The sequence below is a fragment of the Brevibacillus centrosporus genome (genome assembly GCF_003710815.1).
Lineage (GTDB): Bacteria > Bacillota > Bacilli > Brevibacillales > Brevibacillaceae > Brevibacillus > Brevibacillus centrosporus.
On record NZ_RHHP01000020.1, the window covers coordinates 15,133 to 39,238 of the forward strand.

Here is a 24,106-nt window from a genome sequence, read left to right on the forward strand (position 1 = left end):
CCCGTTTTTATCAGAGGTAAAACCACTTTCTGAAAAGGAAGCGAGTTCCCTGCCGGATGGCTTGAGAACCCGCTAAAAGTCTTAGTTATACAAATGGCAAGCAGCAAAGTGGCCTGGCTCGATTTCTTTCCATTGTGGCACGGAAGCAGCGCACTCTGGCATTGCTTTCGGGCATCTGGTGCGGAAATGGCAGCCGCTTGGCGGATTCATCGGGCTCGGTACGTCCCCTTGGAGTACAATGCGCTCCCGGTTACGCTCGATTTCCGGATCCGGAATCGGAATCGCAGACAGCAATGCTTGCGTGTATGGGTGAAGTGGCTTTTCATACAAGGCATCACTTTCAGCCAGCTCCACCATCTTGCCCAAGTACATAACAGCTACGCGGTCGGAGATATATTTCACCATGGACAGGTCATGGGCAATGAACATGTACGTCAGACCCATTTTTTCCTGCAACTGCTCGAGCAGGTTGACTACCTGCGCTTGTACGGAAACGTCCAGCGCAGAGATCGGCTCGTCACAAACAATGAACTTCGGTTCTACTGCCAGCGCACGAGCGATCCCGATCCGTTGACGCTGACCACCGGAGAATTCATGCGGGAAGCGGTTCATATGCTCTGGGTTCAAGCTCACCAAGGACAGCAGCTCTTGGATGCGCTCTTTCCGTTTTTGACCGGAAGCCAGATTATGAATATCCAGCGCCTCACCGATGATATCCCCTACTGTCATACGCGGGTTCAACGAAGCGTATGGGTCTTGGAAGATCATTTGCATGTTGCGGCGCATCGCCTTCATCTCTTGATTGTTCAGGTTCATGATGCTCTTGCCTTCAAACAGTACATCGCCTTCAGTCGCATCGTACAGACGGAGCAGGGTACGGCCAGCTGTGGACTTCCCACAGCCAGATTCCCCTACGACACCAAGCGTTTCACCGCGTTTAATTTCAAAAGAGATATCATTAACAGCTTTCAGTGTATTATCACCAATGGTAAAAAACTTCTTCAAATTGCGGACTTCAATCAGCGTATCACGGTTATCCACTGTTTACCCTCCTCCTACGATCCTGCGCGGTTCTGAGCAAGCGGATGCTGGAGCCAGCAAGCTGCTCGTTGGGACGTGCTGACTTCGTTCAAGTCAGGATCGATTTCTTGGCACACACGCATCGCAGACTCACAACGTGCTGTAAAGCCACAGCCAACTGGTGGACGCAACAGGTCCGGCGGCGTTCCGAAGATCGGAGTCAATGGCTCGTCGCGGTTCAGGTCAAGACGCGGAACAGAGCGCAGCAAACCTTTTGTGTATGGGTGTTGTGGGTTGTAGAAAATATCATCTACGGTTCCCGTTTCAATCACTTTCCCTGCGTACATCACGATGACGCGATCGCACATTTCCGCTACAACGCCCAGGTCATGCGTAATCAGGATGATGGAAGTACCTGTTTTCTTTTGCAGGTCTTTCATCAGATCGAGAATTTGCGCTTGAATGGTAACGTCGAGTGCTGTTGTTGGCTCGTCGGCGATCAGAAGCTTTGGAGAGCATGCCAGCGCGATGGCGATCATCGCACGTTGACGCATCCCGCCGGAAAATTCATGCGGATATTGCTCAATGCGTTTTTCCGGTTGTGGGATTCCTACCATCGTCAGAAGCTCGATAGCACGATCACGAGCAGCTGTGCGACTCATATTTTGGTGTTTGACCAAGCCCTCTGTAATTTGGCTCCCAATCGTCATGGTTGGGTTCAGAGAGGTCATTGGATCCTGGAAGATCATTCCGATTTCTTTACCGCGAATGCCTTCCATTTCTTTATTCGACTTTTTGACGATGTCCTCGCCATTAAAGAGGATTTCTCCCTTTTTAATATCACCAGGAGGCATTGGAATCAGTTTCATCAGAGTTTGAGCGGTTACGGACTTCCCACAGCCGGACTCCCCTACGATCGCAACTGCTTCCCCGCGGTTCACGTGGAAATTTACACCGCGTACTGCCTTTACTTCCCCTGCATACGTATGGAAGGAGACATGCAGGTCTTTTACATCAAGAATGCGTTCCATAACGATGATCCCTCCTATTTCCGCAGGCGTGGGTCTACTGCGTCGCGCAGACCGTCACCGAACAAGTTAAATGCCAAGATGGTCACGGAGATAAACAATGCCGGGAACATCAAACGCCATGGATAGTACTTCATGGCCGGCAGACCTTCGGACGACATCGTGCCCCAGGATGCAACAGGTGCTGCTACCCCCAATCCAATAAAGGAAAGGAAGGATTCTGCGAAGATAGCAGAAGGTACAGTCAAACTCAATGTTACGATGATTGGACCTAATGCGTTTGGAATCAAGTGCTTGAAGATCAAACGGTTTGCGTCAGCACCCAAAGAACGCGCTGCAAGTACAAACTCCTGAGATTTCAGCTGGAGCATCTGACCACGTACAATTCGGGCCATCCCGATCCATCCGGTTATCGTTAAGGCGATAATGATTGTCCCTACTCCTGGTTCTAACACAACCATGAGCAAAATAACAACGAGAAGATATGGAATTGCAAACAAAATATCGGCAATACGCATCATGATCTCATCCACTTTGCCACCGTAGAAACCTGCGAGACCGCCCCAGATTACGCCGATGACCAAGTCGATAAACGCTGCTGCAAGACCTACTTCAAGCGAGATACGTGCGCCGTACCAAATACGAACGAACATGTCGCGTCCAAGATCGTCTGTACCAAACCAGTGTTCAACAGATGGTTTTTTGTTCTTTCCTGCCAGATCAGTCGTAAAATAGTCATTATTGGTTACAAAAGGAATGACAATCGCGGCAACGATCAGCACTACGATAAAGATCAGGGATGCCATTGCCACTTTATTCATTTTCAAACGGCGCCACACGTCAGCCCAGAATGACAGGCTGGGACGTTTGATAGCTTCCGATTGGCGAAGGTCAACAGAAATTGGCTCAAAATGCTCTTTCGTCAATTGTTGCATCTTATCATTACTCCCTTCCTGCATCTGCCAGCTTAATCCGCGGGTCAACCAATGTGTACGCTACGTCAACGATCAGGATCATTACGACCAGGATGATGGAGTAGAATACAGTTGTACCCATAATTACGGTATAGTCACGGTTTGTAATAGAAAGAACAAACTCACGACCAAGACCAGGAACACCAAAGATACGCTCAATAACGAATGCCCCTGTCAAAATGTTGGCAATCAATGGACCCAGGTAAGTAATGACTGGCAACAATGCATTACGGATTGCGTGTTTGATCGTGATGGTCATGGTGTGCAACCCTTTTGCTCTCGCTGTCTTGATGTAATCTTGACCCAATACCTCAATCATGTTGGAACGAGTCAGACGAGCGATAAACGCCATTGGAGAAGCAGCAAGTGCCAGGGATGGAAGAATGGTATATTCAAAACCTTCCCACTTCGCAATTGGCAGCAAGCCCCATTTAATGGAGAAGAAGTACTGATAGAAGGATGCCAGGATGAACCCCGGTACCGATAGTCCCAAAACCGCTATGACCATCGCGGAGTAGTCCTGCCACTTGTTATGCTTTAGCGCTGCAATGACACCCAGTATAATACCTCCGAAAATAGCCAGTAAAAGCGCTTGCGCACCCAAGTGTGCAGAGACAGGGAAACCGCGACTGATCATTTCATTGACTGTCGAAGATTTTTCCGTGAAGGAAGGACCCAAATCCCAGGTCACAACACCTTTCAAGTAGTTGAAGTACTGCTCATGCATCGGCAAGTTGAGTTTGTATTTGGCCTCCAGAGCCGCTTTGATCTCATCCGGAACATTTTTCTCTGACGTGAACGGTCCACCAGGGACTGCCTTCATGATGAAGAAGGTCGCCGTTACGATCAAGAAGAGTGAGATGAGCATGAAGATGATGCGCTTACCAAGATAACGGATCAACTAACTTACCCCCTTGACAAAAATTATGAATGAATGCTTCCACTTCCCATCTTTACACTGCGTAAAGCAAGCCGACACACAGTGCAAAAATCGGCTGTGTAAATAACCCAAAAATTATGATCTCTTGCAATCATATTTTTTCTCTACTGGCTTTTCGCCATCTAATTTATATGGAAAGGGTCGGAATACGAGAGGGTATATGGTCTACCATACACCCTCTCGCTACCAAGCCCGATTCCTTCAAGCAGAATCTTTATACGTGGTATAGAAAACGGTACTACTCGATGTAAGCGCCTTTCCAGTCTACGTCGCCCAAACCTGTCATTTGAACGCCTTTTACGCTTGGATTTTGTACCCAAGATTGTGTATAGAAGTAGATTGGCATGATTGGCATATCATCCATCAGTACTTGTTCAGCATCAGCCAGGATCTGTTTACGTTTGTCCAGATCAGATTCCAATGCGGATTGGTTCAAGAGCTCTTTGTACTTCGGATTTTCCCAACGAGTATCGTTGTTTCCACCCATCTTGTCTTTGTACAGCTCCAGGAAGTTGATTGGGTCATTGAAGTCACCCAGCCAGCCCATGCGTCCGACTTGGAAGTTACCATTGTGTAAATCTTCGAGGTATACTTTCCACTCTTTGTTTTCGAGTTTTACATCGACGCCAAGGTTTTTCTTCCATTGGTCTTGGATTGCTTCTGCAATCTTTTTGTGAGCTTCAGATGTATTATACGACAGTGTGATGGCAGGCAGTTTGGAAATCCCTAGCTCTTTCATACCTTCTTCCAGCATCTTTTTCGCTTCTGCTTGGTCGTTGTCCTTGAAGTAGCCATTTGGATTCAACACCATGGAAGGAGGTACTGCACCCGTAGCTGGAATTTGGCCCGTTTGCAGGATGTTGTCAATCAAGCCTTGACGGTCAATTGAGAACGCAAACGCTTTACGAATTTTCACGTTGTTAAACGGTGGCTTCTCTGTGTTGAACTTGTACCAGTAAGTACCTGCGATTGGCTTGGTAGTAATTTTGTTCTGCTCTTTCAAAGCAGGGATTGCATCGGTAGGCAATGCGCTCATTGGTGCACCGGCCCAGTCGAGCTCACCATTTTCAAACATGGACAATTCAGTATTTTCATCCTCTACCATCGAGAACTCGATTTTGTCGAGCTTCACATTGTCCTTGTCCCAATAGTTGTCGTTTTTCACGAGCACCATTTTGCTCTTATGTTCCCAGGACTCCATTTTGAATGGTCCGTTACCTACGTGTGTTGCAGCTTCGCCTGCCCATTTCTCATTTCCTTCAACCACTTTTTGATTGACTGGGAAGTAAGTACGGAATGCGAGCAGTTCCAGGAAGAATGGAGTAGGATTCTCCAATTTCACTTCCAGCGTTTTGTCGTCGAGTGCCTTCACTCCCACATCGTCCAGCTTTGCTTCGCCTTTGTTCGCTTTTTCCCCGTTTTTCACGTAATACAGTTGATATGCGTAGTTGGAAGCTGTTTTTGGATCGAGAGCACGCTTCCAAGCATATTCAAAGTCCTTCGCTGTTACTGGATCTCCATTGCTCCATTTGTGATCACGGATTTTGAAGGTATAGGTCAGCTGGTCGTCAGAAACCGTATAGCTTTCCGCTGCTGCTTCATGCGGCTTTTCATCTCCGCCAATCCGTGTCAAACCGTCAAAGGTAGCCAGAATTACTGCACCGGAAGTGGTGTCTTCCGCAATTCCAGGGTCCGCTGTTGGCGGCTCGGAGTGCAGATTCATTCTCAGGACTTGTGGTTTTTTCTCTGCAGCAGGTGCAGCAGCAGGTGCTTGGGTTTGTGTGTTGCCAGCTGGCTGTTCTGCAGGTTTAGCTGCTTCTTGGCCGCCACCGCAACCAGCCAAAGCCGTTCCGAGTACTGCTACTGAACTCACCAATGCAAAAATATTCTTTTTCAACGCAATTACCCCCAGTACGTTTTCTGTTTTGTCTTTTTTTCAGAAAATAAAGGACGAAAAAAGGAACATCAAGCGAAGCAAAGCGACTTCGGCTGGAAGGCATCAACCCCTTTCACTGCAAGGTCACCTCGTCATCCTGAACGAAAGAGAAGGAATCTTTGTACTGCTTCAGTTCCAGAGAAACATCCGCTGCAGCAATCCCTTCAATTTGAGAGAGTCGTTCGTTGACAAAGGTGATCAGTTCGTCATTGCTATGGAAACACGCTTGGATGATCAAGTCGTGCTTACCGCTAAACGCACCCACAAAACGCACGGCAGATATTCTGCTCAATTCTTCGGCGACATTTTTCTGCATGCCGAGCCTTGTGGTAAGTCCAATAATGGCCTGTACATGTAACCCTAGCTTTTCAGGGTCAGGATGAATCACGAATTGGAAGACCCCATCCTGTAACAGTCGTGTGATTCGAGAACGAATCGTACCTTCACTTACACCAAGTTGATGCGCGATTTCTGTATACGGTGTTCGTCCGTCTTCCTGTAAAATTTGCAGGATCTGCTTGTCAACCTGGTCCAGCTTTTTCATAAATACGATTTTTCGGGAACCTCCATCCTTTTTTTACGAAATTCGAAAAAATCTTTAACAATATCTTTGATACATTAATAGTAATCTGAATTGATAGCGGTGTCAACGAAATTTGACAAGTAGAAATATAAAACATTATAAAGAGCATATGAACAATCAAATATTTTTTAACTGATCAAAAAAACTATCGGTAATACATATTGAATAGGAAAACGTGAATAATATCAACCATAATAACTCTGAAAACTGTATATTTACACATAAAAAGATGGGGATGCAGACTGCCTAGTGCACCCCCATCTTCTTTGTCAATCACATAACGGTCTTATCCAATAATTTTATAAATTAACGGTTGATCGACAGGAGGCTTTGTCGAAATCACGATTGCCCCTTCCAGCTCCTGGAGGGCGCTGGCCAAAAGCTCCTCTTTGTTGGCATGAATGGTCATGAGGATGTCGCCAGCTTTTACCTGATCCCCCCGTTTTTTGTGCAGCACCATGCCAACGGCCAGATCGATGGCCATTTCTTTCGTCAATCTGCCCGCACCCAAAACAACGGATGCATGTCCCACTGCCTCCGCATCAATCTGCGCAACGTATCCATCATCGGAAGCCACCAGCTCATGGATGATCGCGGCTTTCGGAAGACGAGATGTCTCGTAAACATCACTCTTGTCTCCACCCTGCGCTTCTACCATTTGCGCCAGCTTCTCTACCGCTTTTCCGGATGCCATGATCTCTTCCAGCTTGGCTCTGCCTGATTGCTCATCCTCGACGAGACCACCTAAAACAAGCATGCGTGAACCAATTGCCAGCGCAAGCTCCGTCAAGTCACGCGGACCTTTTCCTGCCAGCGTGTCGATCCCTTCCTTTACTTCCAACGCATTGCCCACAGCAAAACCAAGCGGCTGGTTCATGTCGCTGATGACTGCCACTGTCTTTCTTCCTACCTGTGTTCCGATATCTACCATCGCTTTTGCCAGCACTTCTGCTTCCTCGATACTTTTCATAAACGCACCCTTGCCCACTTTTACATCCAACAGAATTGCATCAGCACCGGCGGCGATTTTTTTGGACATGATGGAGCTTGCAATCAGCGGTACCGCTTCTACGGTCGCTGTCACATCACGCAGGGCGTACAGCTTTTTGTCCGCTGGTGTGAGGTTCCCTGATTGTCCGATGACGGATACGCCAATATCGCGGACCTGCTGCAGGAATTGCTCTCGCGAACGTTCCACCGCAAATCCGGCAAACGACTCCAGCTTGTCAATCGTACCGCCCGAATAGCCCAGACCACGCCCGGACATTTTTGCTACAGGAATGCCTGCTGCCGCAACGAGTGGAGCCACGACGAGTGTCGTTTTATCGCCTACTCCTCCTGTGCTGTGCTTATCCACCTTGATTCCGGACAGCGAAGACAGGTCCAGCTGCTCGCCAGACCCTGCCATTGCCATCGTCAAATCGCCTGTTTCGCGAGGTGTCATCCCACGGAAAAAGACAGCCATTGCCCAGGCAGACATTTGGTAATCGGGAATGGTCCCATCGGTGTATCCCGTCACCAAAAACTGAATTTCCTCTGTTGTCAGCTCGCCGCCATCTCTTTTCTTGGCGATAATATCGACCATGCGCATTCCAGGTCCCTCCTTAGGTTACCGCTTACAGTTTGGCGACGATCCCGTTCACCAATGCCAAAAATTGCGTTTTTACTTTTTCAGTTGTCTCCATGACTTCATCATGGGACAGAGGCTGCTCCAAAATGCCCGCTGCCATATTGCTGATGCAAGAAATTCCCAGTACTTTCACGCCCATATGACGCGCTACAATCACTTCCGGTACTGTCGACATTCCTACTGCGTCTCCACCGAGGATGCGCAGCATGCGGATTTCTGCCGGTGTCTCATAGCTTGGACCCAGCAGTCCTACATATATCCCTTCCCGCAGCTCGATGCCTTGCTCGCTTGCTACCTGTTTTGCAATCTGACGAAGCTCTTTTGAGTAAGCCTCGGACATGTCTGGGAAGCGCGCGCCCATCTCATCATCGTTTGGTCCAATCAATGGATTGCGGAATGTCATGTTGATATGGTCGGAAATGAGCATCAGGTTGCCCGGATCGTAATTCTCGTTAATACCCCCTGCTGCATTTGTGACGATAATGGTTTCGACACCGAGCAGCTTCATGACGCGGATCGGGAAGACTACCGCATCAAGACCGTGTCCTTCGTAGAAGTGAAAACGGCCTTGCATCGCTACAACTTGCTTGCCTTGCAGCTTTCCGATAACAAGCTGTCCTTTGTGTCCAACGACAGTCGATACCGTAAATCCTGGAATTTCGTTGTACGGAATGATAACAGGATTCTCAATCTCATCTGCAAGAACGCCGAGGCCAGATCCAAGCACCAAGCCGATCGTAGGTTTTTCTTCCAGTTTTGGTTGAATATAGGCTACTGCTTCATGAAAATTCGCCATGTAAAACACTCCTTTTTTTCTGTTTCTTCTATATAAATGTTTATAAATGCTTTATCTTTATAAATGACTTAGGAAGCTTTTTCCTATGACAGGTGCTTCCACTCCGAAGTTGTCCGCGATCGTTGCTCCTAAATCCGCAAAGGTTTCCCGAATTCCCAGATCCGAACCTACTGTCAAACCTTTATGGTAGGCAAGCAGAGGGACATACTCACGCGTGTGATCCGTGCCATGGTGAACAGGATCGTTCCCATGATCAGCTGTAATCAGGAGCAGATCTCCTTCCTGCAGGGCGGACAGCAGCTCTGGAATACGTGCGTCGAACTCCATGAGCGCTTCTCCGTAGCCTTGCGGGTCACGGCGATGCCCGAATTTCGCGTCAAAATCGACGAGGTTGACAAAGCTTATTCCGGTAAAGGATTCCTTCATCGTTTTCAGCAGTTGATCCACGCCATCCATGTTGTCCTTGGTACGAATGGATTTTGTGATTCCCTCTTCTGCGTAAATATCACTAATTTTTCCGATTGCAATCGAAGTCAATCCCGCATCCTGCAAACGGTTCATAACAGTGGGTGCGAATGGCTTGACCGAATAGTCGTGACGATTGGAAGTTCTGGAGAAGCTTCCAGGCTGTCCTACGAACGGTCTCGCAATGACACGTGTCACCGCAAACTCGTCGCGCAAAGTCAGTTCACGAGCGATTTCACAAATGCGGTACAGCTCCTCCAATGGAATAACTTCTTCGTGAGCAGCCACCTGGAATACGCTATCTGCAGACGTGTAAACGATGACATTTCCCGTCTTCATGTGTTCCTCGCCCAGCTCATCCAAAATGTCTGTTCCCGACGCTACCTTGTTCCCCAGTACCTTGCGCCCAATCCGCTCCTCAAATTCACGGATCAAGCTCTCTGGAAAACCATCCGGGTACGTATTAAACGGTGTTGACACGTGGAGACCCATGATCTCCCAGTGACCCGTCGTGGTATCCTTCCCCATGGAAATCTCCTGCATTTTTCCATAGTGGGCGTGAGGTACTGCGGCAGGTGGGACATTTTCCAGGGGCGCAATGTTTCCCAAGCCAAGCTGTGCCAGATTTGGCAGGCTGAAGCCTTCTACTCGCTGCGCAATATGGCCAAGTGTATGAGCACCTTCGTCATTAAATTTCGGAGCGTCAGGAAGTTCACCGATCCCTACACTGTCCATCACAATCAAAAAAACTCGCGAAAAACGCAATGCAAACGCCTCCAGTTCCACGAAAATTAGATTTTGCGATCAAGTCGTCAGACGTCTGACCTGATGCAAAAAGCATTCTCCGTCTTTAAACGCGACGGAGTGTTTTTCCCTAAGGTATCTCTCTTTTTCCTTCCTCATACGTGCAAGTTACGCGCGCGGATGAGTTTTGGCATAAATATCTTTGATTCGGGTACGTGTCACATGCGTGTAGATCTGCGTTGTGGAAATGTCTGCATGACCGAGCATTTCCTGTACAGAGCGCAGGTCAGCACCGTTCTCCAGCAAATGAGTGGCGAACGAGTGGCGCAAGGTATGCGGCGTAATCTCGGCTCGGATATTGGCTTTTTGCGCATAGCGCTTGATGATCTTCCAAAATCCTTGTCTCGTGATCTGTTTTCCCAAGTGATTCAAAAACAAGGCTGTATCCCCTGTTCCTTTTACCAGCTTGGGCCTGCCTGCGGACAAGTAATGCCGAACCATCTGGACAGCGACAGAGCCTAATGGAATAATCCGTTCCTTCGAGCCTTTCCCCATGCACTTCACAAATCCCATATCGAGATTTACATCAGCTGCATCAAGGTTAACCAGCTCAGAGACCCGAATCCCTGTAGCATACAAAAGCTCAAGCATGGCCTTGTCGCGCAACCCGGCCGGATGATGCACAGGGGGACTTTCCAGCAACCGCTCCACTTCTTCAATCGATAGCACCTTCGGCAGCCGCTTCTCAATCTTCGGGGTTTCCAAATGGATAGAAGGGTCCTTGTCTATGTATTTGTCCCGAACGAGAAACTGATAAAAGGCACGTATGGAAGCCATGTTCCTCGAGAGTGTCGCTGTCGCTCTGCCCTTTTCCCGCAGCACCAGCAGGTAGCCAATGATTTGCGTTCTCGTGGAATCTTCTATGCGCGTGATACCTTGGTCCTGCAAATACGTAGTATAGGCTACCATATCCCGCTGGTACGATTCCAGGGTGTTGCGCGATAGCCCTTTTTCTACAGCCAGGAAATGGATAAATTGATCAATCAGACTGTCCATGAAGCTGTCCCCTTCAGGTGATAAGTATCCTGTATTGCTTTCCACACCAATGAAGAATCTCCTGCTTTTTTCACAAAAAAATGCGCAGGTACACTTCTTCTTCTAAGTTACTCGCCCGTCTCATAAAAAAGCTGCAATCGTGAAAAATATCCTTCCAAGTCCTGTGTCTCTGGAGAGTTCAATAGCTTTACCACTTTTACCGCATTGCCATGTGGTTCCTCATACGGATTGGCCGGCATCAGCTTGTCGGTCAAAATCGTGATAATTCCGTAAGACAATAAGGCACACGTAACGAAGAGCAGCAAAAAACGCAGCGCCTCCATCACGCGTCGATACGGAATCCGCATGCTCTCTCCCTCCTATGCTTTTTCACCATTATATGCACTTGTCCACACCTGCATGCGCTGCTATAGCGGCATGTCAGACAAGACATCATCCATCGGTGTGTATGGCAGCTGCAAGGATTTGGCGACAGCCTCATACACGATGTGGCCGTTAATGACATTCACTCCGCGAGCTAATGCACGATGCTGGGAGATAGCAGCCCGATAGCCTTTGTTGGCAAGCAACAGACCGTATGGCAGTGTCACATTGGACAGCGCAATCGTCGAGGTGCGAGGTACTGCTCCTGGCATATTGGCTACCGAATAGTGAACCACACCGTGCTTGACATAGGTCGGATCGCTATGTGTCGAGATGCGGTCGACCGTCTCGATCGAGCCCCCTTGATCAATGGCTACATCTACAATCACCGAACCTGGCGACATCGACTTGACCATCTCTTCCGTCACCAGTCTCGGCGCACGCGCTCCTGGTATTAAAACCGCGCCAATCAAGAGGTCGGCATGCTTGACAGCTTCCGCCAGATTGTAGTGGTTGGACATCAGTGTATGGAGCCTGCCTTGGAACGTGTCGTCCAGCTCCCTGAGCCGATTGGCATTGATATCCAGAATGGTTACGTCTGCACCCAACCCGATCGCCATTTTCGCTGCGTTGGTACCGACGATCCCGCCCCCCACAATAACCACTTTCCCTGGAGGTACTCCGGGTACTCCACCGAGTAAGATTCCTTTCCCCCCATGCGGCTTCTCCAAAAATTGCGCGCCGATCTGGACTGACATCCTGCCTGCAACTTCGCTCATTGGCATGAGTAGAGGAAGCGCACGATCGTCCGTTTGAATCGTCTCGTAAGCGATGGCCACTACTTTTTTGTCCATGAGCTGTTTGGTCAGCGCTTTTTCCGGCGCCAGATGCAAGTACGTAAACAGAATCTGATTTTCCCGAAAGTAAGGATATTCGTCTGGCAATGGCTCTTTTACCTTGCAGATCATGTCTGCATAACTCCACACATCTGCTGCTTTCTCAAATATTTCGGCGCCCGCTGCCAGATAGTCCTCATCCCCAAAGCCCGAGCCCATGCCGGCATGCATTTCCACGAGGACACGATGCCCTGCCTGTTTATACGAGCTCACCCCAGCCGGAGTCAGGCCTACACGATTCTCATTGTTTTTTATTTCTTTTGGTACCCCAATAATCATCGGCATATCGCCTCCAGTCTCTCTTATTACCTTTGTATGATGCCACGCGAGAACGATGACCATTACATGCAAGAGAAATCGGCGAGATTAGAAAAATTATCCTGTACGCAAAAGAAAAGAAAAAAACTTCTCCGTTCCCAGAGAAGTTTTCTTTATTTGAAGTCTTCCACATTTACTTTATCAATGCAGCGACTGCAGATACCGTAAAAGGTCAAGCGGTGATCGGTAATGTAAAAGTTATAAACATTCTTGACTTTTTCCTCTGCTGTGACAAGCAAGTCTTCAAATATTTCATCGACAGAGCCGCAGTTCAGGCATATCAAGTGGTGGTGGTGGTAGGCTGCGTTGTCATCACGCAGGTCGTACCGAGCTACGCCGTCGCCGAAGTTCATTTTGTGCAGGATCTTCAGCTCACTCAATAGCTCCAAGGTCCGATAGACGGTTGCAAGTCCGATTTCCGGCGCTTTATCCTTCACCAACAGGTAGACATCCTCCGCGCTCAGATGGTCTTCTTCATTTTCCAACAAGACGCGAACAGTGGCTTCACGCTGTGGTGTCAACTTGTAGTTTTGTGAATGCAATTGCTGCTTAATTTTCTCTAACTTTTCTTCCAACATTAATGCCCCTCCCCGCTCGCATGAAACCTGTTCCTATTATAGTAGAGGGTACTTGAATAAGTCAAATGCAGAAGTTCTTACATGATAATTATTCTTAATTAAGGACAATCTGCATGAGCCTCGGTGATACGAACGTCTCAAACAGAGCTGCCATCGTCAACACGGCCAGCATGCAAATCACAAGCGCGGTATAGCCGACAAAATGAGGCATGATGACATCTCGCTTGCTGACCAACCTCGTTTTGATCAAACGGAGTGAAAAAGAAATTCCGCTCACACCTACGATAAAAAGGGCAGGAACAACCAGCAAATTTTGCGGCAACACACCCAGCAAAGCAAACGTGACCCCGTGCCATTGCAGCTGGTTGACCAGAAAGCCGACTGTGAAACCGACGACAACTCCTTTTAAGAAGAGCATGAGGAGAATCATCGGAAGTCCAATAATCGAAAGTCCCAGCACCCACATGATCCCGATGGTTTTCGCATAGTGTCCAAACGCTTCTTGAAAATGAGTCGTCGTCTCCGGAATTCCTTGGGTGGATAAGCTGTTGAAGAAATATTGAAGGAACCCGTTCAGCTCCTGCTTTTGCGATAGCGGCAAGGAATTGACTAGCACGGCTCCAAAAATAATGCCCATGGTAAACAAGACAATCGTGAACCAATAGAGCGACTGATGATCTCTCGCATACGCCTGGATAGTTTGTCCGACTCGTGAACGCACATTGCGTCGCCTCCCGCTTCACTGATTACTGTAAAGCTTATGCGGACAAACTTGACGCTATGCCTGCTCAGTCTTCAACAATCCGTCCGTAGGTTCCTGCCCCACCCGCTTGAACCGACAGCCTTCCGCCTCTTGCCTTGTCAATCCAATCCGCAATTTTTTCGCCTGCCACCACCGCTAGCTCATTCCGACTTACGCGATGGAGGACATTCATTTGCGTTCCAAAGGCGTCGTATAGCTTTTGTAAAAGCTTCGGCCCGACTCCCGGGATGAATTCAAGCGGAACCTGTTCTACGTAAGGTGGACGATGGGCCGGATGAGTGCCCAGCGGAACATCAGCCAGCTCTTCAATCCGTGCTGCTACTCCACGAACAATCTGTTTGTGACCGCACTCCGGGCATCTACCCAAAGCATCTGCCGGCAACAGAGATTGGCAGCTGTGGCAGGCTGTCTGATGATACTTTCCTAGCTGCGGCTGCAAACCGTAATTGACGCTTACTCCTCTGCCGTTTTCCCGTCGAATGGCTTTTTCCCATTCCCTATAGGAGCGCTCCTTCATACGGATCGACTGGTACTCTCGCCCAATTTTCCCGAGTGAATGGGCATCTGAATTAGTGAGAAACGTCTTGTTTGCCAGCTCCGACAGCTGATCAGCCATTTGCGTGTTGGCACTAAGACCCAGCTCAACTGCCCATATTTTCGCGGAATCCAGCACTTCTGCCATGGAATCGGTGCAGTTGCCATAGAGTCCTTTATGCGGTGTGAAAATATGAGCAGGTATAACGAGGCCGCCTGCCTGCTCCACATAGGACTGCAGCTCGTTCAAGCTGGTTCGTATCCGCTGGGAGCTCAGGGTGACATTTTTGCATCTGTCCGACAGCCACGTAGTGAACGACTGCATTTCTCGCAAATAGGGCATGTACACGAGGAAATGGGCTTCGCCGCGCGCTTCTTCCTTGATCTCAACCTCGCAGCCGAGGATAAGCATCGTTTCCTTGTAAAGAATCCCTCCATCGCGATGCTCCAGCGCCACCCCACTTTTGATCAGATCGATCAATTCCTCTTGCACCTCAGGAGAATGGGCATCGATGATTCCTATGACATCCATACCTTTTCGCTCAGATGCCTCCTCCAATATGCTGGTCAGCGTCATCTGGCGCGATGCCGTAATCTTGACCGGCTTCCCACTCCTCGTGCCCCCGATATGAATGTGCATGTCACAGAAGTATTCAGTCAGGTCGTTATTAACCACGGGAACGCAGCACCCTGTTTTCCCATGCAAATATTGCTACCACCGTCTTCGCGTCACGGATTTCTCCCGTACGGTGCAGCTCGTGCGCTTCTTCCAGCGACAGCTCAAGAGCATCGACAAACTCGTCTTCATCCGGTCTGCTCTCCCCTTTTGTCAAACCGGTCGCGATGTACACATGCAAGAGCTCATCTGCAAAACCTGGCGAGGTATAAAACGAACTAAGCAGCTCCATTTTTTCTGCCTTATAGCCTGTTTCTTCTTCCAATTCCCGGATTGCGCAGGTGAGCGGTTCTTCGCCTGGCTCCAGCTTACCTGCCGGAATTTCCACGATTGTTTGTTCCAAAGGCTTGCGAAACTGCCGAACAGCTACCATTTTCCCGTCATCTGTCAATGGCAGCACTGCCACAGCCCCCTGATGATTCACAATTTCCCGTTTGGCTGTCTTGCCGTTTGGAAGCTGAACCTCATCGACCTTTACTTTGATGATTCGTCCATCGTAAATGGGCTGACTGGAAATCGTTTTTTCGTAAAGATGCTCATACTTGTTCAAGAGAAATCCTCCCTTTGTCTTTTTCTTCGTTCTAAATGCTCGAGATCCACCATAAGTTGGGAGCATAAAGCTTGTCCACATTCATTGTAGCGGAGGAGATCAGTGATGAAAACCTATGTGAGTGAAAAGCAGTTGCGCCTGGTAGGAAAAGCTTGGGAAATCAAGGCTGCGCTTCGGTCCTGGTCGAAAAAAGATCTAACGCTGCAAGCGTATCTGGAGCGCCGAAGCAATGCGGGTCGTCGCTAAATGCTTTCGCCAACCCCTCACGCCAGCTGCACAATAAATCAATGGCTAGAACGGCAGTCTGAAAAGGTACAGGGTCTTCCACCCAGGTTCTGCCCATCGTCGTAAAGGACAAGCCGTACGATTGCTCCAGCGACGAAAGCCTATGCTCACCCGGTACCTTTCCCCATACTAGGAGGTGCTTATCCAGCTTCTTCAGCGTAGCTGCTTGCTGTTCGAGTAGGCAATCGCGATGATCGCCTATTATCGGCATGGTCAGCACGACTGGACGCAGGGCATAACGCTGCAAAATAGTTTGTGTATGATGGCTGATGCCATAATGACGCTGACGAGAATCTGCAAAGCTGATGCGCGGGATCATCAACGGAAATCCACCAAGGATGGAAACCGCATGAATCACTTCCGCCAATTGAATACCCGAAAAGGCATAGGATGTACCCGTTCCCGCCACGCCAGGACCAAGTGTACAAATGATGAGATCTGCTTTTTCCACATGCCGTGCAGCCAAAAGCCCGCTGTGGATGGTGACCGCCTCGTGATCGCCCCCCCAAGCGTGTCCGGTCGTAATCGTCGCAGCCAGAAATCCCTGTCTCTTTAAATGATGGACGTGCCGGCTGAGCGCCATAGGTAAAGAAGCGCCATCTGGCATGACATAGGCAATTTTCGATTCCGGATTTTTTTGTTTCCACGCTACCACCGAAGCAGGGAGCAGGCTATGCAGCTCTGTAATCAGCACCGGTGTTCCTTCTAAAGACAGATCTTCCCGGAGAAACAGGTCATGATGAGGGCTTGCTTGCTCTTCTACGGAATCGACTGCCAGCTGCCAAGGCGAATAGCGCATTTTCATAATATGACCCCATTGCGAGGGTGATAGATCACGTTCGTTCATACGGTCTGCTTTGCCCACAACCACATGATAGCCCCCAGTCCCCAGCTTTAAATGGATGGCCGTCGTATTGACAATGACTTTGTCTCCTGGCACGTACTCTTCCTGGGCAAAGGACATGGCTTCCTCATGCAGCCCCGTTTCTGCCATCCAAAGCCCGATCAACTGAAAACCTGGCCGCTCCTCGATCACGCGCACAACTGTCCCCAAAGCCAGACGAAGCACGACATCCCCTCCCTTCCCGCTCTCTCCCCTATTGTATGATGAGTTGGGCTTGACCCAATCATTTATCGAAAAAAAGCCGGGACACCCAATGGGAATCCCGACTTGTCTTTTATCCATTCTATTCTTGTACCGCTTCGATGACAGCGAGTACGAGCTCAGCAGCCTTGTTCAGCTCAGCAATTGGCATCCGCTCGTTTTTCGTATGAATTTCTTCATAGCCAATCGCAAAGTTCACGCTAGGGATATTGTAGCCATTGAATACGTTGCCGTCGCTGCCCCCGCCACTTGCTACCAGCTCAGGGTTGCGGTCCACACGTTTTACGGCGTTAATCGCTTTTTGAACGACTGGCGTATCTTCATTGAATTTGTAGCCGTGGTACATGAAGATAACATCGTTCTCAACAGTTGCGCCCATTTCGGCAGCCGCTTCTTCAAAAGCAGTCGTCATTTTCTTCACTTGCGCTTCCAGCTTGTCCATTACCAAGCTGCGAGCTTCCGACCAAACTTCTACATAATCCGTAACGATATTGTATGCTTTTCCGCCTTCAAAACGGCCGATATTTGCTGTTGTATCCGCATCAATACGTCCAAGCGGCATACGGGAGATCGCTTTGCTTGCGACAGAGATTGCACTGATTCCATCCTCTGGGTTCACGCCTGCATGCGCTGCTTTCCCATGAATTTTAGTCACGATGCGGTACTGTCCAGCACCCGCAACCGTAATTTTACCTACAGGACCTTCTGAGTCGAGGATGAAGCCCATTTCCGCCTTCAGCAGGCTGGAATCCATGGCACGGGAGCCCACCAGCCCGGATTCTTCGCCGACAGTCAGGACGACCTGAATCGTAGGATGAGACAGGTTTTGCTCTTTCAAGGTGCGGATGCCTTCGAAGATCGCCGCAATTCCGGCTTTATCGTCAGCACCGAGGATTGTGGTGCCATCCGAGTAAACATAACCATCGCGAACTTGCGGCTTGATACCGTTTCCAGGAACAACCGTATCCATATGGCTGCTGAACAAGATTGTCGGACCGTTTCCAGTACCTTCCAGAGTAGCAATCAGGTTGTTTCCACCGTGGCCGGTTTTCGCAGCTGCATCATCCTCTTGAACAGTAAAGCCCATGCCGATTAGTTTTTCTTTCAGCACCTTGTTCACTTGTGCTTCATTTTTTGTTTCACTGTCGATTTGTACGAGCTCCAAAAACTCGTTTAGCAAACGCTCTTGGTTGATCACTGTTGTAACCTCCTACATCACTGTCCGATTTTGGTACATATTCTCAAGTTCCAGTATACCGCAAAAAAATTTTTTCTACCATGAAAACGTCGCAATCTTTCAAGTACGAGGCTGTCTCTTTAATGCGCAGCATCCTTCGGGTATTGGCAAAGCTCATACAAGACGCCCTGTGCCGCTTTCGGGTGCAAAAATCCAATTTGCGCCTGGTGAGCCCCTTCTTTAGGTTTCTCGTGGATCAAAGGTACACCATTTTCTTTTAAAGTCACAAGACGCATCTCGACGTCGTCAACATCCAGGGCGATATGATGGATCCCTTCTCCCCGTTTTTCAATGAATTTCGCAATGGGGCTCTCCTCTGAAAGCGGTTCCAAAAGCTCAATACGACTTTCCCCAATTTCCAAGAAGGCGACTCGTACCTGCTCGCTCGCCACCTCTTCTTTCCCGAGCAGCTTCAAACCCAACTGCTCCGTATAAAAGGGAAGAACATGATCCAGACTTTTCACAGCAATTCCGATATGGGCAATCTTGTTCGGTGCTTTCACTGCACTCATCCTTTTCTATGGAATCAGGTTTCCCAATCAGTCCGGTGCTCATCACGAAGTCCTTCAAGTGGACAACGGTTGTTGCTACACCTTGTTTGATTCGGTAAAATGAAAGGAGCTTGTACTGTTTTCCTCATCATTTTAGCACACCTTTTCGGGCCTAGAGCCGTCATTTTCCCCAAATACCGTATTTTTCCCTGATAGAAAGGAGGATCACCGAGATGAAGCAATCCTTGATCGCCAAAATTTTGATTGGCATTCTTGTTCTCTCCCTGATTGTTCCGACGTTTTTCTATTTTCAATAACCAGCAAATAGGAACACATAATCAAACCCCCCTTCCGACTTGGCAAGGGGGGTTTGATTTAGACAAGCTGCCTGTTTTTAACGGTAAACGTATACGCTGGATGTTTTCGCATCCCAGCCTACTTTGTAGCCGAGATTATCCGTTACGAAACGAACAGGGATCATCGGCATGCCATCCTTCAGTACAACCGGAGTTGGCAGCGTCACTTCTGTATTGCCTACGCGCGCTTTGTTGGAACCAACGGAGAATTTCAACACCTTCGTACCGCTGATAATCGCAACGGTTTGGTTGTTCCACTGCGTAGTCAAAGCCAGAGCTTCTTTAAAGAACTGTGCTGGAACCATAGTCGTATTTCCTCCAGCCAAATATGGCGCTTGAGAAAGAGGATACGATTTACCATGCAGCGTAAATGTTTTTGCATTTACTTTAAACAGCGCTGCATTGGAAGGAACCGTTACAGATGGCTGCGCTGGAGTCGGTGTTGTTGGAGCTGGTGTCGTTGGTTTTGGAGCAGTAGGCTGTGCTGGTTGTACCGGTGCTGGCATTCCTACGCCAACAGCTCGAGCAAATTGCAGACCTTTTTCTTCGGAAGTAAACACGCTGATGCTGTACGCGTTTTTCACAGCTGGGTTCACAATGTTCGCTGCTGCTGTGATCGATACAGTCGCAGCTGTTGCAGCCGGGATATCCTGGGACGGATACACCAGAACGTTTTGACCGCGTACGGCTACATAGTTCGCTGCAGCGCCGTTTACCGTGATGTTCGCTGGAGCGATGTAAGCTGGTACTTTATAGCCTGCAGGGAAGACAAGCTCGATAAAGTCGCGTTGTTTTGCCAGACCGACGCCGAGTCCCTTGATCGCCACATTCACACCTGTTGCCTGATTCAGCGCAGTCGTCGTCAGCGTGATGGTCGCTGTGCTGTTATTGACAGGAGTCGTCGGGGCTGTCGGTGTCGTTGGTGTAGTAGGGTTTGTTGGCGTTGTCGGATTTACGGTAGAACCGCCAATCGTGAACGCTTTGGAAGTAATTGTTTTTCCAGCGGCTGTCGCTTTCAGTGTATAGGAGCCAGCTGTTTTCGGATTGGTAATCCAAGCTGTATACGAAACAACGACCTTGACATTACTGTCCGCGCTGAAGCTGGTTGGAGTCGTGATGTATACTTTGTTGCCGATTGCCCCTACTTTTTTCGGTTCTTTCCCATTCACACTGAAATCGGAGGTGCTCAAAATCATCGGCACCATATCAGTGGAAGGGAATTCGATGATCAGGTCAGAATCTGCCTTCAGGTCTTTACCAAAGTCAGCTTCGAAAATATAGCTGGAGCGAGCCCCTGCTGCTGGATCAGACAGATTTACCGTGTAGTTGCCGGAAACTGCGCTGCTAGAACCCGATTTGGTGATGTCAACAGATTCGGACTCGTATGTAGTTCCATCATATTTGACTTTGAAAGTGTAATCGTCAGCTGTATCCGGGTTCGAGATGCCTGCCGCTTTCAAGAATTCCAGGTTGATGTAGTCATCGCCATCAGCACCACTCGGTACGTCGATCGAGACTTCATCGCCATCAACGTCTACCGCTTTTGCCGCATATCCATTCACCTTTACATCGCTTTTGGAAATACTGCTTGGAAGCATGTCTTCATCTGGGAAAATGACCGTGATGGTTTCGCCGGTCTCCAGCTCATCCTTGCCGTCGAGGTCAAAATCCCCAAGCTCCAGCGAGACTTTTTCGCCAGCTACTGTACTGCTGAGGTCTACATTGAACTCATCGTCGGAGCTGCTGCTGCTGCCGCCGTCTTCGATGTCAATTTCATCGTACTTATAGGTGGTTTCATTCGTCGTTTTCACGCCGATCTCATAGGTATCCTCATCGTCTGGATTGACGACATCCGAAATGGTAAAGGAGAGATCTTCATCATCCTCGATATCTTCATCGACAGTGATCTCAACGACATTGCCGCTGGTAACTTCTACATCTTCAATATCAAAATCGGCGTCGATGGAATCTTCATCAACGTCATCCAAGTCAAAATCTTTGTCAAATTTGACGTAAATTTTATCACCAGAATCAATAAAATCTCCAGTGGTAAATTCGATATCGTAGTCAGTCGTTTCACCAGCTTCTTCATCATCAGCTGTAATCGACACACCTGATAATGCATGTGCCTGCTGCGGCACTGCAACCAAAGGGGTAGCTGCCAGTGCAGATGCGAGTACGATCGGCAGTGCTTTTTTACTCTTCTCCATGTTTTTCCTCCCATATTTGCCCAAAATCAGGAAATGTTTCTCTAGCAGATCGCTATCAGTTTACCATAAATGCTTATCCGAGGAAATCTATTCTCCGGAAAATGATAGACTCCTTGCTTACATTTGCTAAGACGCAATGGTTCGGCAAAAAGTTACATCCGTTTGCGGCTGCAGGCAAACTTTATTTTTCTGCCTGAAAAGCCGGGCAGAGAAAAACCAGACCTGTGAAAGCGTCTGGCCTGTTCCTTAGTACAGTTTTGTATCCGGTCCGATGCTTTCGAGCTTTTGCTTGACGCTTTGCAGGAAGCGGCCGCAAATCAGGCCGTCCAGCACCCGGTGATCCAGTGACATGCACAGATTGACCATCGAGCGGATGGCAATCATGTCGTTGATGACAACCGGACGTTTCACGATAGACTCCACACTGAGAATAGCGGCTTGCGGCGAGTTGATGATCGGCTGAGACTGGATGGAGCCGAATGAGCCGGTGTTGTTTACCGTGAAGGTGCCACCTGTCATATCGTCCATAGTCAGCTTGCCTGCGCGAGTCCTTGCTGCCAGGTCATCGACTGCTTTCGCGATTCCCAAAATGGACTTCTGGTCCGCATCCTTGATGACCGGAACGTACAGCGCGTCATCTGTTGATACGGCGATGGAAATGTTGATGTTTTTCTTCACGATGATCTTATCCCCTGCCCAGGTAGAGTTGATCATCGGATATTCTTTCAGCGCTTCAACGACTGCCTTGATAAAGAACGGCAGGAACGTGAGGTTGATACCTTCTTTGCGAGTGAACTCCCCTTTTGCTTGATTGCGGAAGTTTACGAGGTTGGTAACGTCCACTTCAACCATCGTCCAGGCATGTGGTGCCTCGTGCTTGCTTTGCACCATGCGGTTCGCAATCGTACGACGGATCGAGGAAACTGGAATGACCTGATCCCCACTCGCTACCGGAATTTCAGCCGGTGCCGAAGTATGTGCGACAGGTGCACTAGCTGCTGCAGGGGCTGCTGTTGGCGCAGGTGTTGATGGCGTTTGTGCAACCACCGGCTCTTGTGCGACTTCTGCCGGCTTTTGACCGCCTGCATCGATAATAGCCTGCACGTCTTTTCTCGTCACCCGTCCACCTGCACCCGTGCCCACTACGCGGGAGAGATCGATTCCATGCTCTTGCGACAATACCATGACTGCAGGAGAGTAGCGCTGCTTGCCGCCTTCTGGAGCCGTTGTCAGTCTTGGAGCAGCTTGCTGCGTGACTGCCACTGCTGCAACTGGAGCGGCTGGAGCTGCGGAGGCTGCAGGAGCTGCTTGAGTCTCTCCCGCTTCCCCGCTTTCTTCTATATAAAGAATAAGTGTGCCGATCGCGACGGTTTCCCCTTCTGGTACCACAATTTCTGTTACGCGACCAGACACCGTGGATGGGACTTCCGCATTTACTTTATCTGTAGTGACTTCTGCCAGAGAATCGTACTTCTTCACCGTGTCGCCCACTTTGACGAGCCATTTGCTGATGGTGCCCTCGGTCACGCTCTCTCCGAGCTGGGGCATAAGTACTTTCGTTGCCATGATCCTAGGTCCTCCTCGTCTTAATAGTTGGCCAGCTCCCGCATCGCTTCCAATACTTTATCCGGGTTGAGCATAAAGAATTTTTCCATCGGCGGGCTGTACGGCATAGCCGGTACATCAGGACCACACAGACGTTTAATCGGAGCATCGAGATCAAACAGGCACTGCTCGGCAATGATAGCTGCTACTTCGCCGCCAACGCCGCCTTCTTTGTTGTCCTCATGTACGATCAAAACTTTCCCCGTTTTCGACGCCGCCTCTGCAATCGCCTCTTTATCCAGCGGGTAGAGCGTCCGCAAATCGAGCACATGAGCACTGATGCCTTCCTGCGCGAGCTTTTCAGCTGCCTGCAGGCAGAAATGCAAGGCCAGACCGTAGGAAATAACGGTAATGTCGCTTCCCTCTCGCTTGACATCTGCCTTGCCGATCGGCAGAACGTAATCGTGATCAGGCACTTCGCCCTTGATCAAGCGATAGCAGCGCTTGTGCTCAAAGAACAATACCGGATCTTCATCGCGGATCGCTGCCTTGAGCAAGCCTTTTGCATCATAAGGAGTAGAAGGCGCTACTACCTTCAGACCTGGAATATTCGTAAACATCGCTTCTACCGATTGCGAATGGTAGAGGGCACCGTGTACGCCTCCACCAAATGGAGCTCGAATCGTGATCGGGCAATTCCAGTCGTTATTGGAGCGGTAACGCATTTTCGCCGCTTCACTGACGATCTGGTTGACAGCCGGCATGATAAAATCAGCAAACTGAATTTCAGCAATTGGGCGCATGCCATAAGCTGCCGCACCAATCCCCACACCGACGATGGCAGACTCCGCCAGAGGTGTGTCAATCACGCGCTCTTCGCCAAACTCTTCAATCAATCCAACGGTAGCACGAAAAACACCGCCGCGGACGCCGACGTCTTCCCCGAGGACAAATACATTGGGATCGCGACGCATTTCTTCACGCATCGCCATCGTAATCGCATCAATAAATGAGATGACCGCCATCT

The 24,106-nt window shown here is 49.2% G+C and carries 22 protein-coding genes and 1 pseudogene; 1 reads left to right on the top strand and 22 read right to left on the bottom strand.

Annotated elements, in window-relative coordinates; genetic code table 11:
* Positions 1-81 precede the first annotated feature (81 nt).
* From EDM55_RS17160 to EDM55_RS17235, 16 genes are all read right to left on the bottom strand, one after another.
* Positions 82-1,041, bottom strand: a complete 960-nt coding sequence (locus tag EDM55_RS17160; RefSeq protein WP_122923120.1) for an ABC transporter ATP-binding protein — start codon at positions 1,039-1,041, stop codon at positions 82-84.
* A gap of 14 nt (positions 1,042-1,055) precedes the next feature.
* Positions 1,056-2,051, bottom strand: a complete 996-nt coding sequence (locus EDM55_RS17165) for an ABC transporter ATP-binding protein (RefSeq protein WP_122960885.1) — start codon at positions 2,049-2,051, stop codon at positions 1,056-1,058.
* Positions 2,052-2,065: 14 nt separating this feature from the next.
* The gene (locus tag EDM55_RS17170; protein WP_092268178.1) at positions 2,066-2,983 is read right to left on the bottom strand and encodes an ABC transporter permease; all 918 of its coding nucleotides are present in this window, start codon (positions 2,981-2,983) and stop codon (positions 2,066-2,068) included.
* 7 nt (positions 2,984-2,990) lie between these two features.
* Entirely contained in the window at positions 2,991-3,923 is a 933-nt protein-coding gene (locus EDM55_RS17175) for an ABC transporter permease (protein WP_092268177.1), read from the bottom strand.
* Between the two features lie 277 nt (positions 3,924-4,200).
* The gene (locus tag EDM55_RS17180) at positions 4,201-5,859 is read right to left on the bottom strand and encodes a peptide ABC transporter substrate-binding protein (RefSeq protein WP_122960886.1); all 1,659 of its coding nucleotides are present in this window, start codon (positions 5,857-5,859) and stop codon (positions 4,201-4,203) included.
* A 112-nt stretch (positions 5,860-5,971) separates the two neighbouring features.
* Complete coding sequence (locus tag EDM55_RS17185) at positions 5,972-6,442, bottom strand: Lrp/AsnC family transcriptional regulator (RefSeq protein WP_092268176.1); 471 nt, start codon at positions 6,440-6,442, stop codon at positions 5,972-5,974.
* A 325-nt stretch (positions 6,443-6,767) separates the two neighbouring features.
* On the bottom strand, positions 6,768-8,072 hold the full coding sequence (locus EDM55_RS17190; protein WP_122960887.1) for a pyrimidine-nucleoside phosphorylase: 1,305 nt from the start codon (positions 8,070-8,072) through the stop codon (positions 6,768-6,770).
* A gap of 25 nt (positions 8,073-8,097) precedes the next feature.
* Positions 8,098-8,907 carry a purine-nucleoside phosphorylase gene (locus EDM55_RS17195; protein WP_092268174.1) on the bottom strand — a complete coding sequence of 270 codons (810 nt, stop codon included), beginning with the start codon at positions 8,905-8,907 and terminating at the stop codon, positions 8,098-8,100.
* A 57-nt stretch (positions 8,908-8,964) separates the two neighbouring features.
* A complete protein-coding gene (gene deoB / locus EDM55_RS17200; protein WP_122960888.1) occupies positions 8,965-10,137 on the bottom strand; it encodes a phosphopentomutase in 1,173 nt (390 codons plus the stop codon).
* Between the two features lie 147 nt (positions 10,138-10,284).
* Positions 10,285-11,172, bottom strand: coding sequence for a site-specific tyrosine recombinase XerD (gene xerD, locus EDM55_RS17205; protein ID WP_092268218.1), 888 nt, complete (start codon positions 11,170-11,172; stop codon positions 10,285-10,287).
* Positions 11,173-11,279: 107 nt separating this feature from the next.
* The gene (locus EDM55_RS17210; protein ID WP_092268172.1) at positions 11,280-11,519 is read right to left on the bottom strand and encodes a DUF4227 family protein; all 240 of its coding nucleotides are present in this window, start codon (positions 11,517-11,519) and stop codon (positions 11,280-11,282) included.
* Positions 11,520-11,579: 60 nt separating this feature from the next.
* Complete coding sequence (gene ald / locus EDM55_RS17215; RefSeq protein WP_122960889.1) at positions 11,580-12,710, bottom strand: alanine dehydrogenase; 1,131 nt, start codon at positions 12,708-12,710, stop codon at positions 11,580-11,582.
* A gap of 152 nt (positions 12,711-12,862) precedes the next feature.
* On the bottom strand, positions 12,863-13,327 hold the full coding sequence (gene fur / locus EDM55_RS17220) for a ferric iron uptake transcriptional regulator (RefSeq protein WP_055743511.1): 465 nt from the start codon (positions 13,325-13,327) through the stop codon (positions 12,863-12,865).
* Positions 13,328-13,421: 94 nt separating this feature from the next.
* The gene (gene spoIIM, locus EDM55_RS17225; RefSeq protein WP_092268170.1) at positions 13,422-14,048 is read right to left on the bottom strand and encodes a stage II sporulation protein M; all 627 of its coding nucleotides are present in this window, start codon (positions 14,046-14,048) and stop codon (positions 13,422-13,424) included.
* A 67-nt stretch (positions 14,049-14,115) separates the two neighbouring features.
* On the bottom strand, positions 14,116-15,264 hold the full coding sequence (locus EDM55_RS17230) for an endonuclease Q family protein (protein WP_170184316.1): 1,149 nt from the start codon (positions 15,262-15,264) through the stop codon (positions 14,116-14,118).
* A 28-nt stretch (positions 15,265-15,292) separates the two neighbouring features.
* Positions 15,293-15,850, bottom strand: a complete 558-nt coding sequence (locus EDM55_RS17235) for an NUDIX domain-containing protein (protein ID WP_092268169.1) — start codon at positions 15,848-15,850, stop codon at positions 15,293-15,295.
* Between the two features lie 105 nt (positions 15,851-15,955).
* On the opposite strand from EDM55_RS17235, the pseudogene EDM55_RS31050 reads away from it, so the two are divergent.
* A pseudogene (locus tag EDM55_RS31050) lies at positions 15,956-16,003 on the top strand (hypothetical protein); the annotation flags it as partial.
* A gap of 7 nt (positions 16,004-16,010) precedes the next feature.
* Here the strand turns inward: EDM55_RS31050 and EDM55_RS31055 are convergent.
* The 6 genes from EDM55_RS31055 to EDM55_RS17270 form a co-directional block, all read right to left on the bottom strand.
* Positions 16,011-17,204, bottom strand: a complete 1,194-nt coding sequence (locus tag EDM55_RS31055; protein ID WP_122960890.1) for a DUF3866 family protein — start codon at positions 17,202-17,204, stop codon at positions 16,011-16,013.
* Positions 17,205-17,322: 118 nt separating this feature from the next.
* On the bottom strand, positions 17,323-18,438 hold the full coding sequence (locus EDM55_RS17250) for a M20/M25/M40 family metallo-hydrolase (RefSeq protein WP_092268166.1): 1,116 nt from the start codon (positions 18,436-18,438) through the stop codon (positions 17,323-17,325).
* Between the two features lie 119 nt (positions 18,439-18,557).
* Positions 18,558-18,980, bottom strand: coding sequence for a methylmalonyl-CoA epimerase (gene mce / locus EDM55_RS17255; RefSeq protein WP_092268165.1), 423 nt, complete (start codon positions 18,978-18,980; stop codon positions 18,558-18,560).
* 382 nt (positions 18,981-19,362) lie between these two features.
* Complete coding sequence (locus EDM55_RS17260; protein ID WP_122960891.1) at positions 19,363-21,534, bottom strand: copper amine oxidase N-terminal domain-containing protein; 2,172 nt, start codon at positions 21,532-21,534, stop codon at positions 19,363-19,365.
* A 246-nt stretch (positions 21,535-21,780) separates the two neighbouring features.
* Positions 21,781-23,100, bottom strand: coding sequence for a dihydrolipoamide acetyltransferase family protein (locus EDM55_RS17265; RefSeq protein WP_122960892.1), 1,320 nt, complete (start codon positions 23,098-23,100; stop codon positions 21,781-21,783).
* 20 nt (positions 23,101-23,120) lie between these two features.
* Positions 23,121-24,104, bottom strand: coding sequence for an alpha-ketoacid dehydrogenase subunit beta (locus EDM55_RS17270; RefSeq protein WP_092268162.1), 984 nt, complete (start codon positions 24,102-24,104; stop codon positions 23,121-23,123).
* Positions 24,105-24,106: the final 2 nt, after the last annotated feature.

Coding starts and splice junctions, on each gene's coding strand:
- EDM55_RS17260 (WP_122960891.1), bottom strand. CDS start 21,534: ATGGAGAAGAGTAAAAAAGCACTGCCGATCGTACTCGCATCTGCACTG.
- EDM55_RS17265 (WP_122960892.1), bottom strand. CDS start 23,100: ATGGCAACGAAAGTACTTATGCCCCAGCTCGGAGAGAGCGTGACCGAG.
- xerD (WP_092268218.1), bottom strand. CDS start 11,172: ATGGACAGTCTGATTGATCAATTTATCCATTTCCTGGCTGTAGAAAAA.
- EDM55_RS17230 (WP_170184316.1), bottom strand. CDS start 15,264: ATGCACATTCATATCGGGGGCACGAGGAGTGGGAAGCCGGTCAAGATT.
- EDM55_RS17210 (WP_092268172.1), bottom strand. CDS start 11,519: ATGCGGATTCCGTATCGACGCGTGATGGAGGCGCTGCGTTTTTTGCTG.
- fur (WP_055743511.1), bottom strand. CDS start 13,327: ATGTTGGAAGAAAAGTTAGAGAAAATTAAGCAGCAATTGCATTCACAA.
- ald (WP_122960889.1), bottom strand. CDS start 12,710: ATGATTATTGGGGTACCAAAAGAAATAAAAAACAATGAGAATCGTGTA.
- EDM55_RS17270 (WP_092268162.1), bottom strand. CDS start 24,104: ATGGCGGTCATCTCATTTATTGATGCGATTACGATGGCGATGCGTGAA.
- EDM55_RS17195 (WP_092268174.1), bottom strand. CDS start 8,907: ATGGCGAATTTTCATGAAGCAGTAGCCTATATTCAACCAAAACTGGAA.
- EDM55_RS17165 (WP_122960885.1), bottom strand. CDS start 2,051: ATGGAACGCATTCTTGATGTAAAAGACCTGCATGTCTCCTTCCATACG.
- EDM55_RS17170 (WP_092268178.1), bottom strand. CDS start 2,983: ATGCAACAATTGACGAAAGAGCATTTTGAGCCAATTTCTGTTGACCTT.
- EDM55_RS17185 (WP_092268176.1), bottom strand. CDS start 6,442: ATGAAAAAGCTGGACCAGGTTGACAAGCAGATCCTGCAAATTTTACAG.
- EDM55_RS17190 (WP_122960887.1), bottom strand. CDS start 8,072: ATGCGCATGGTCGATATTATCGCCAAGAAAAGAGATGGCGGCGAGCTG.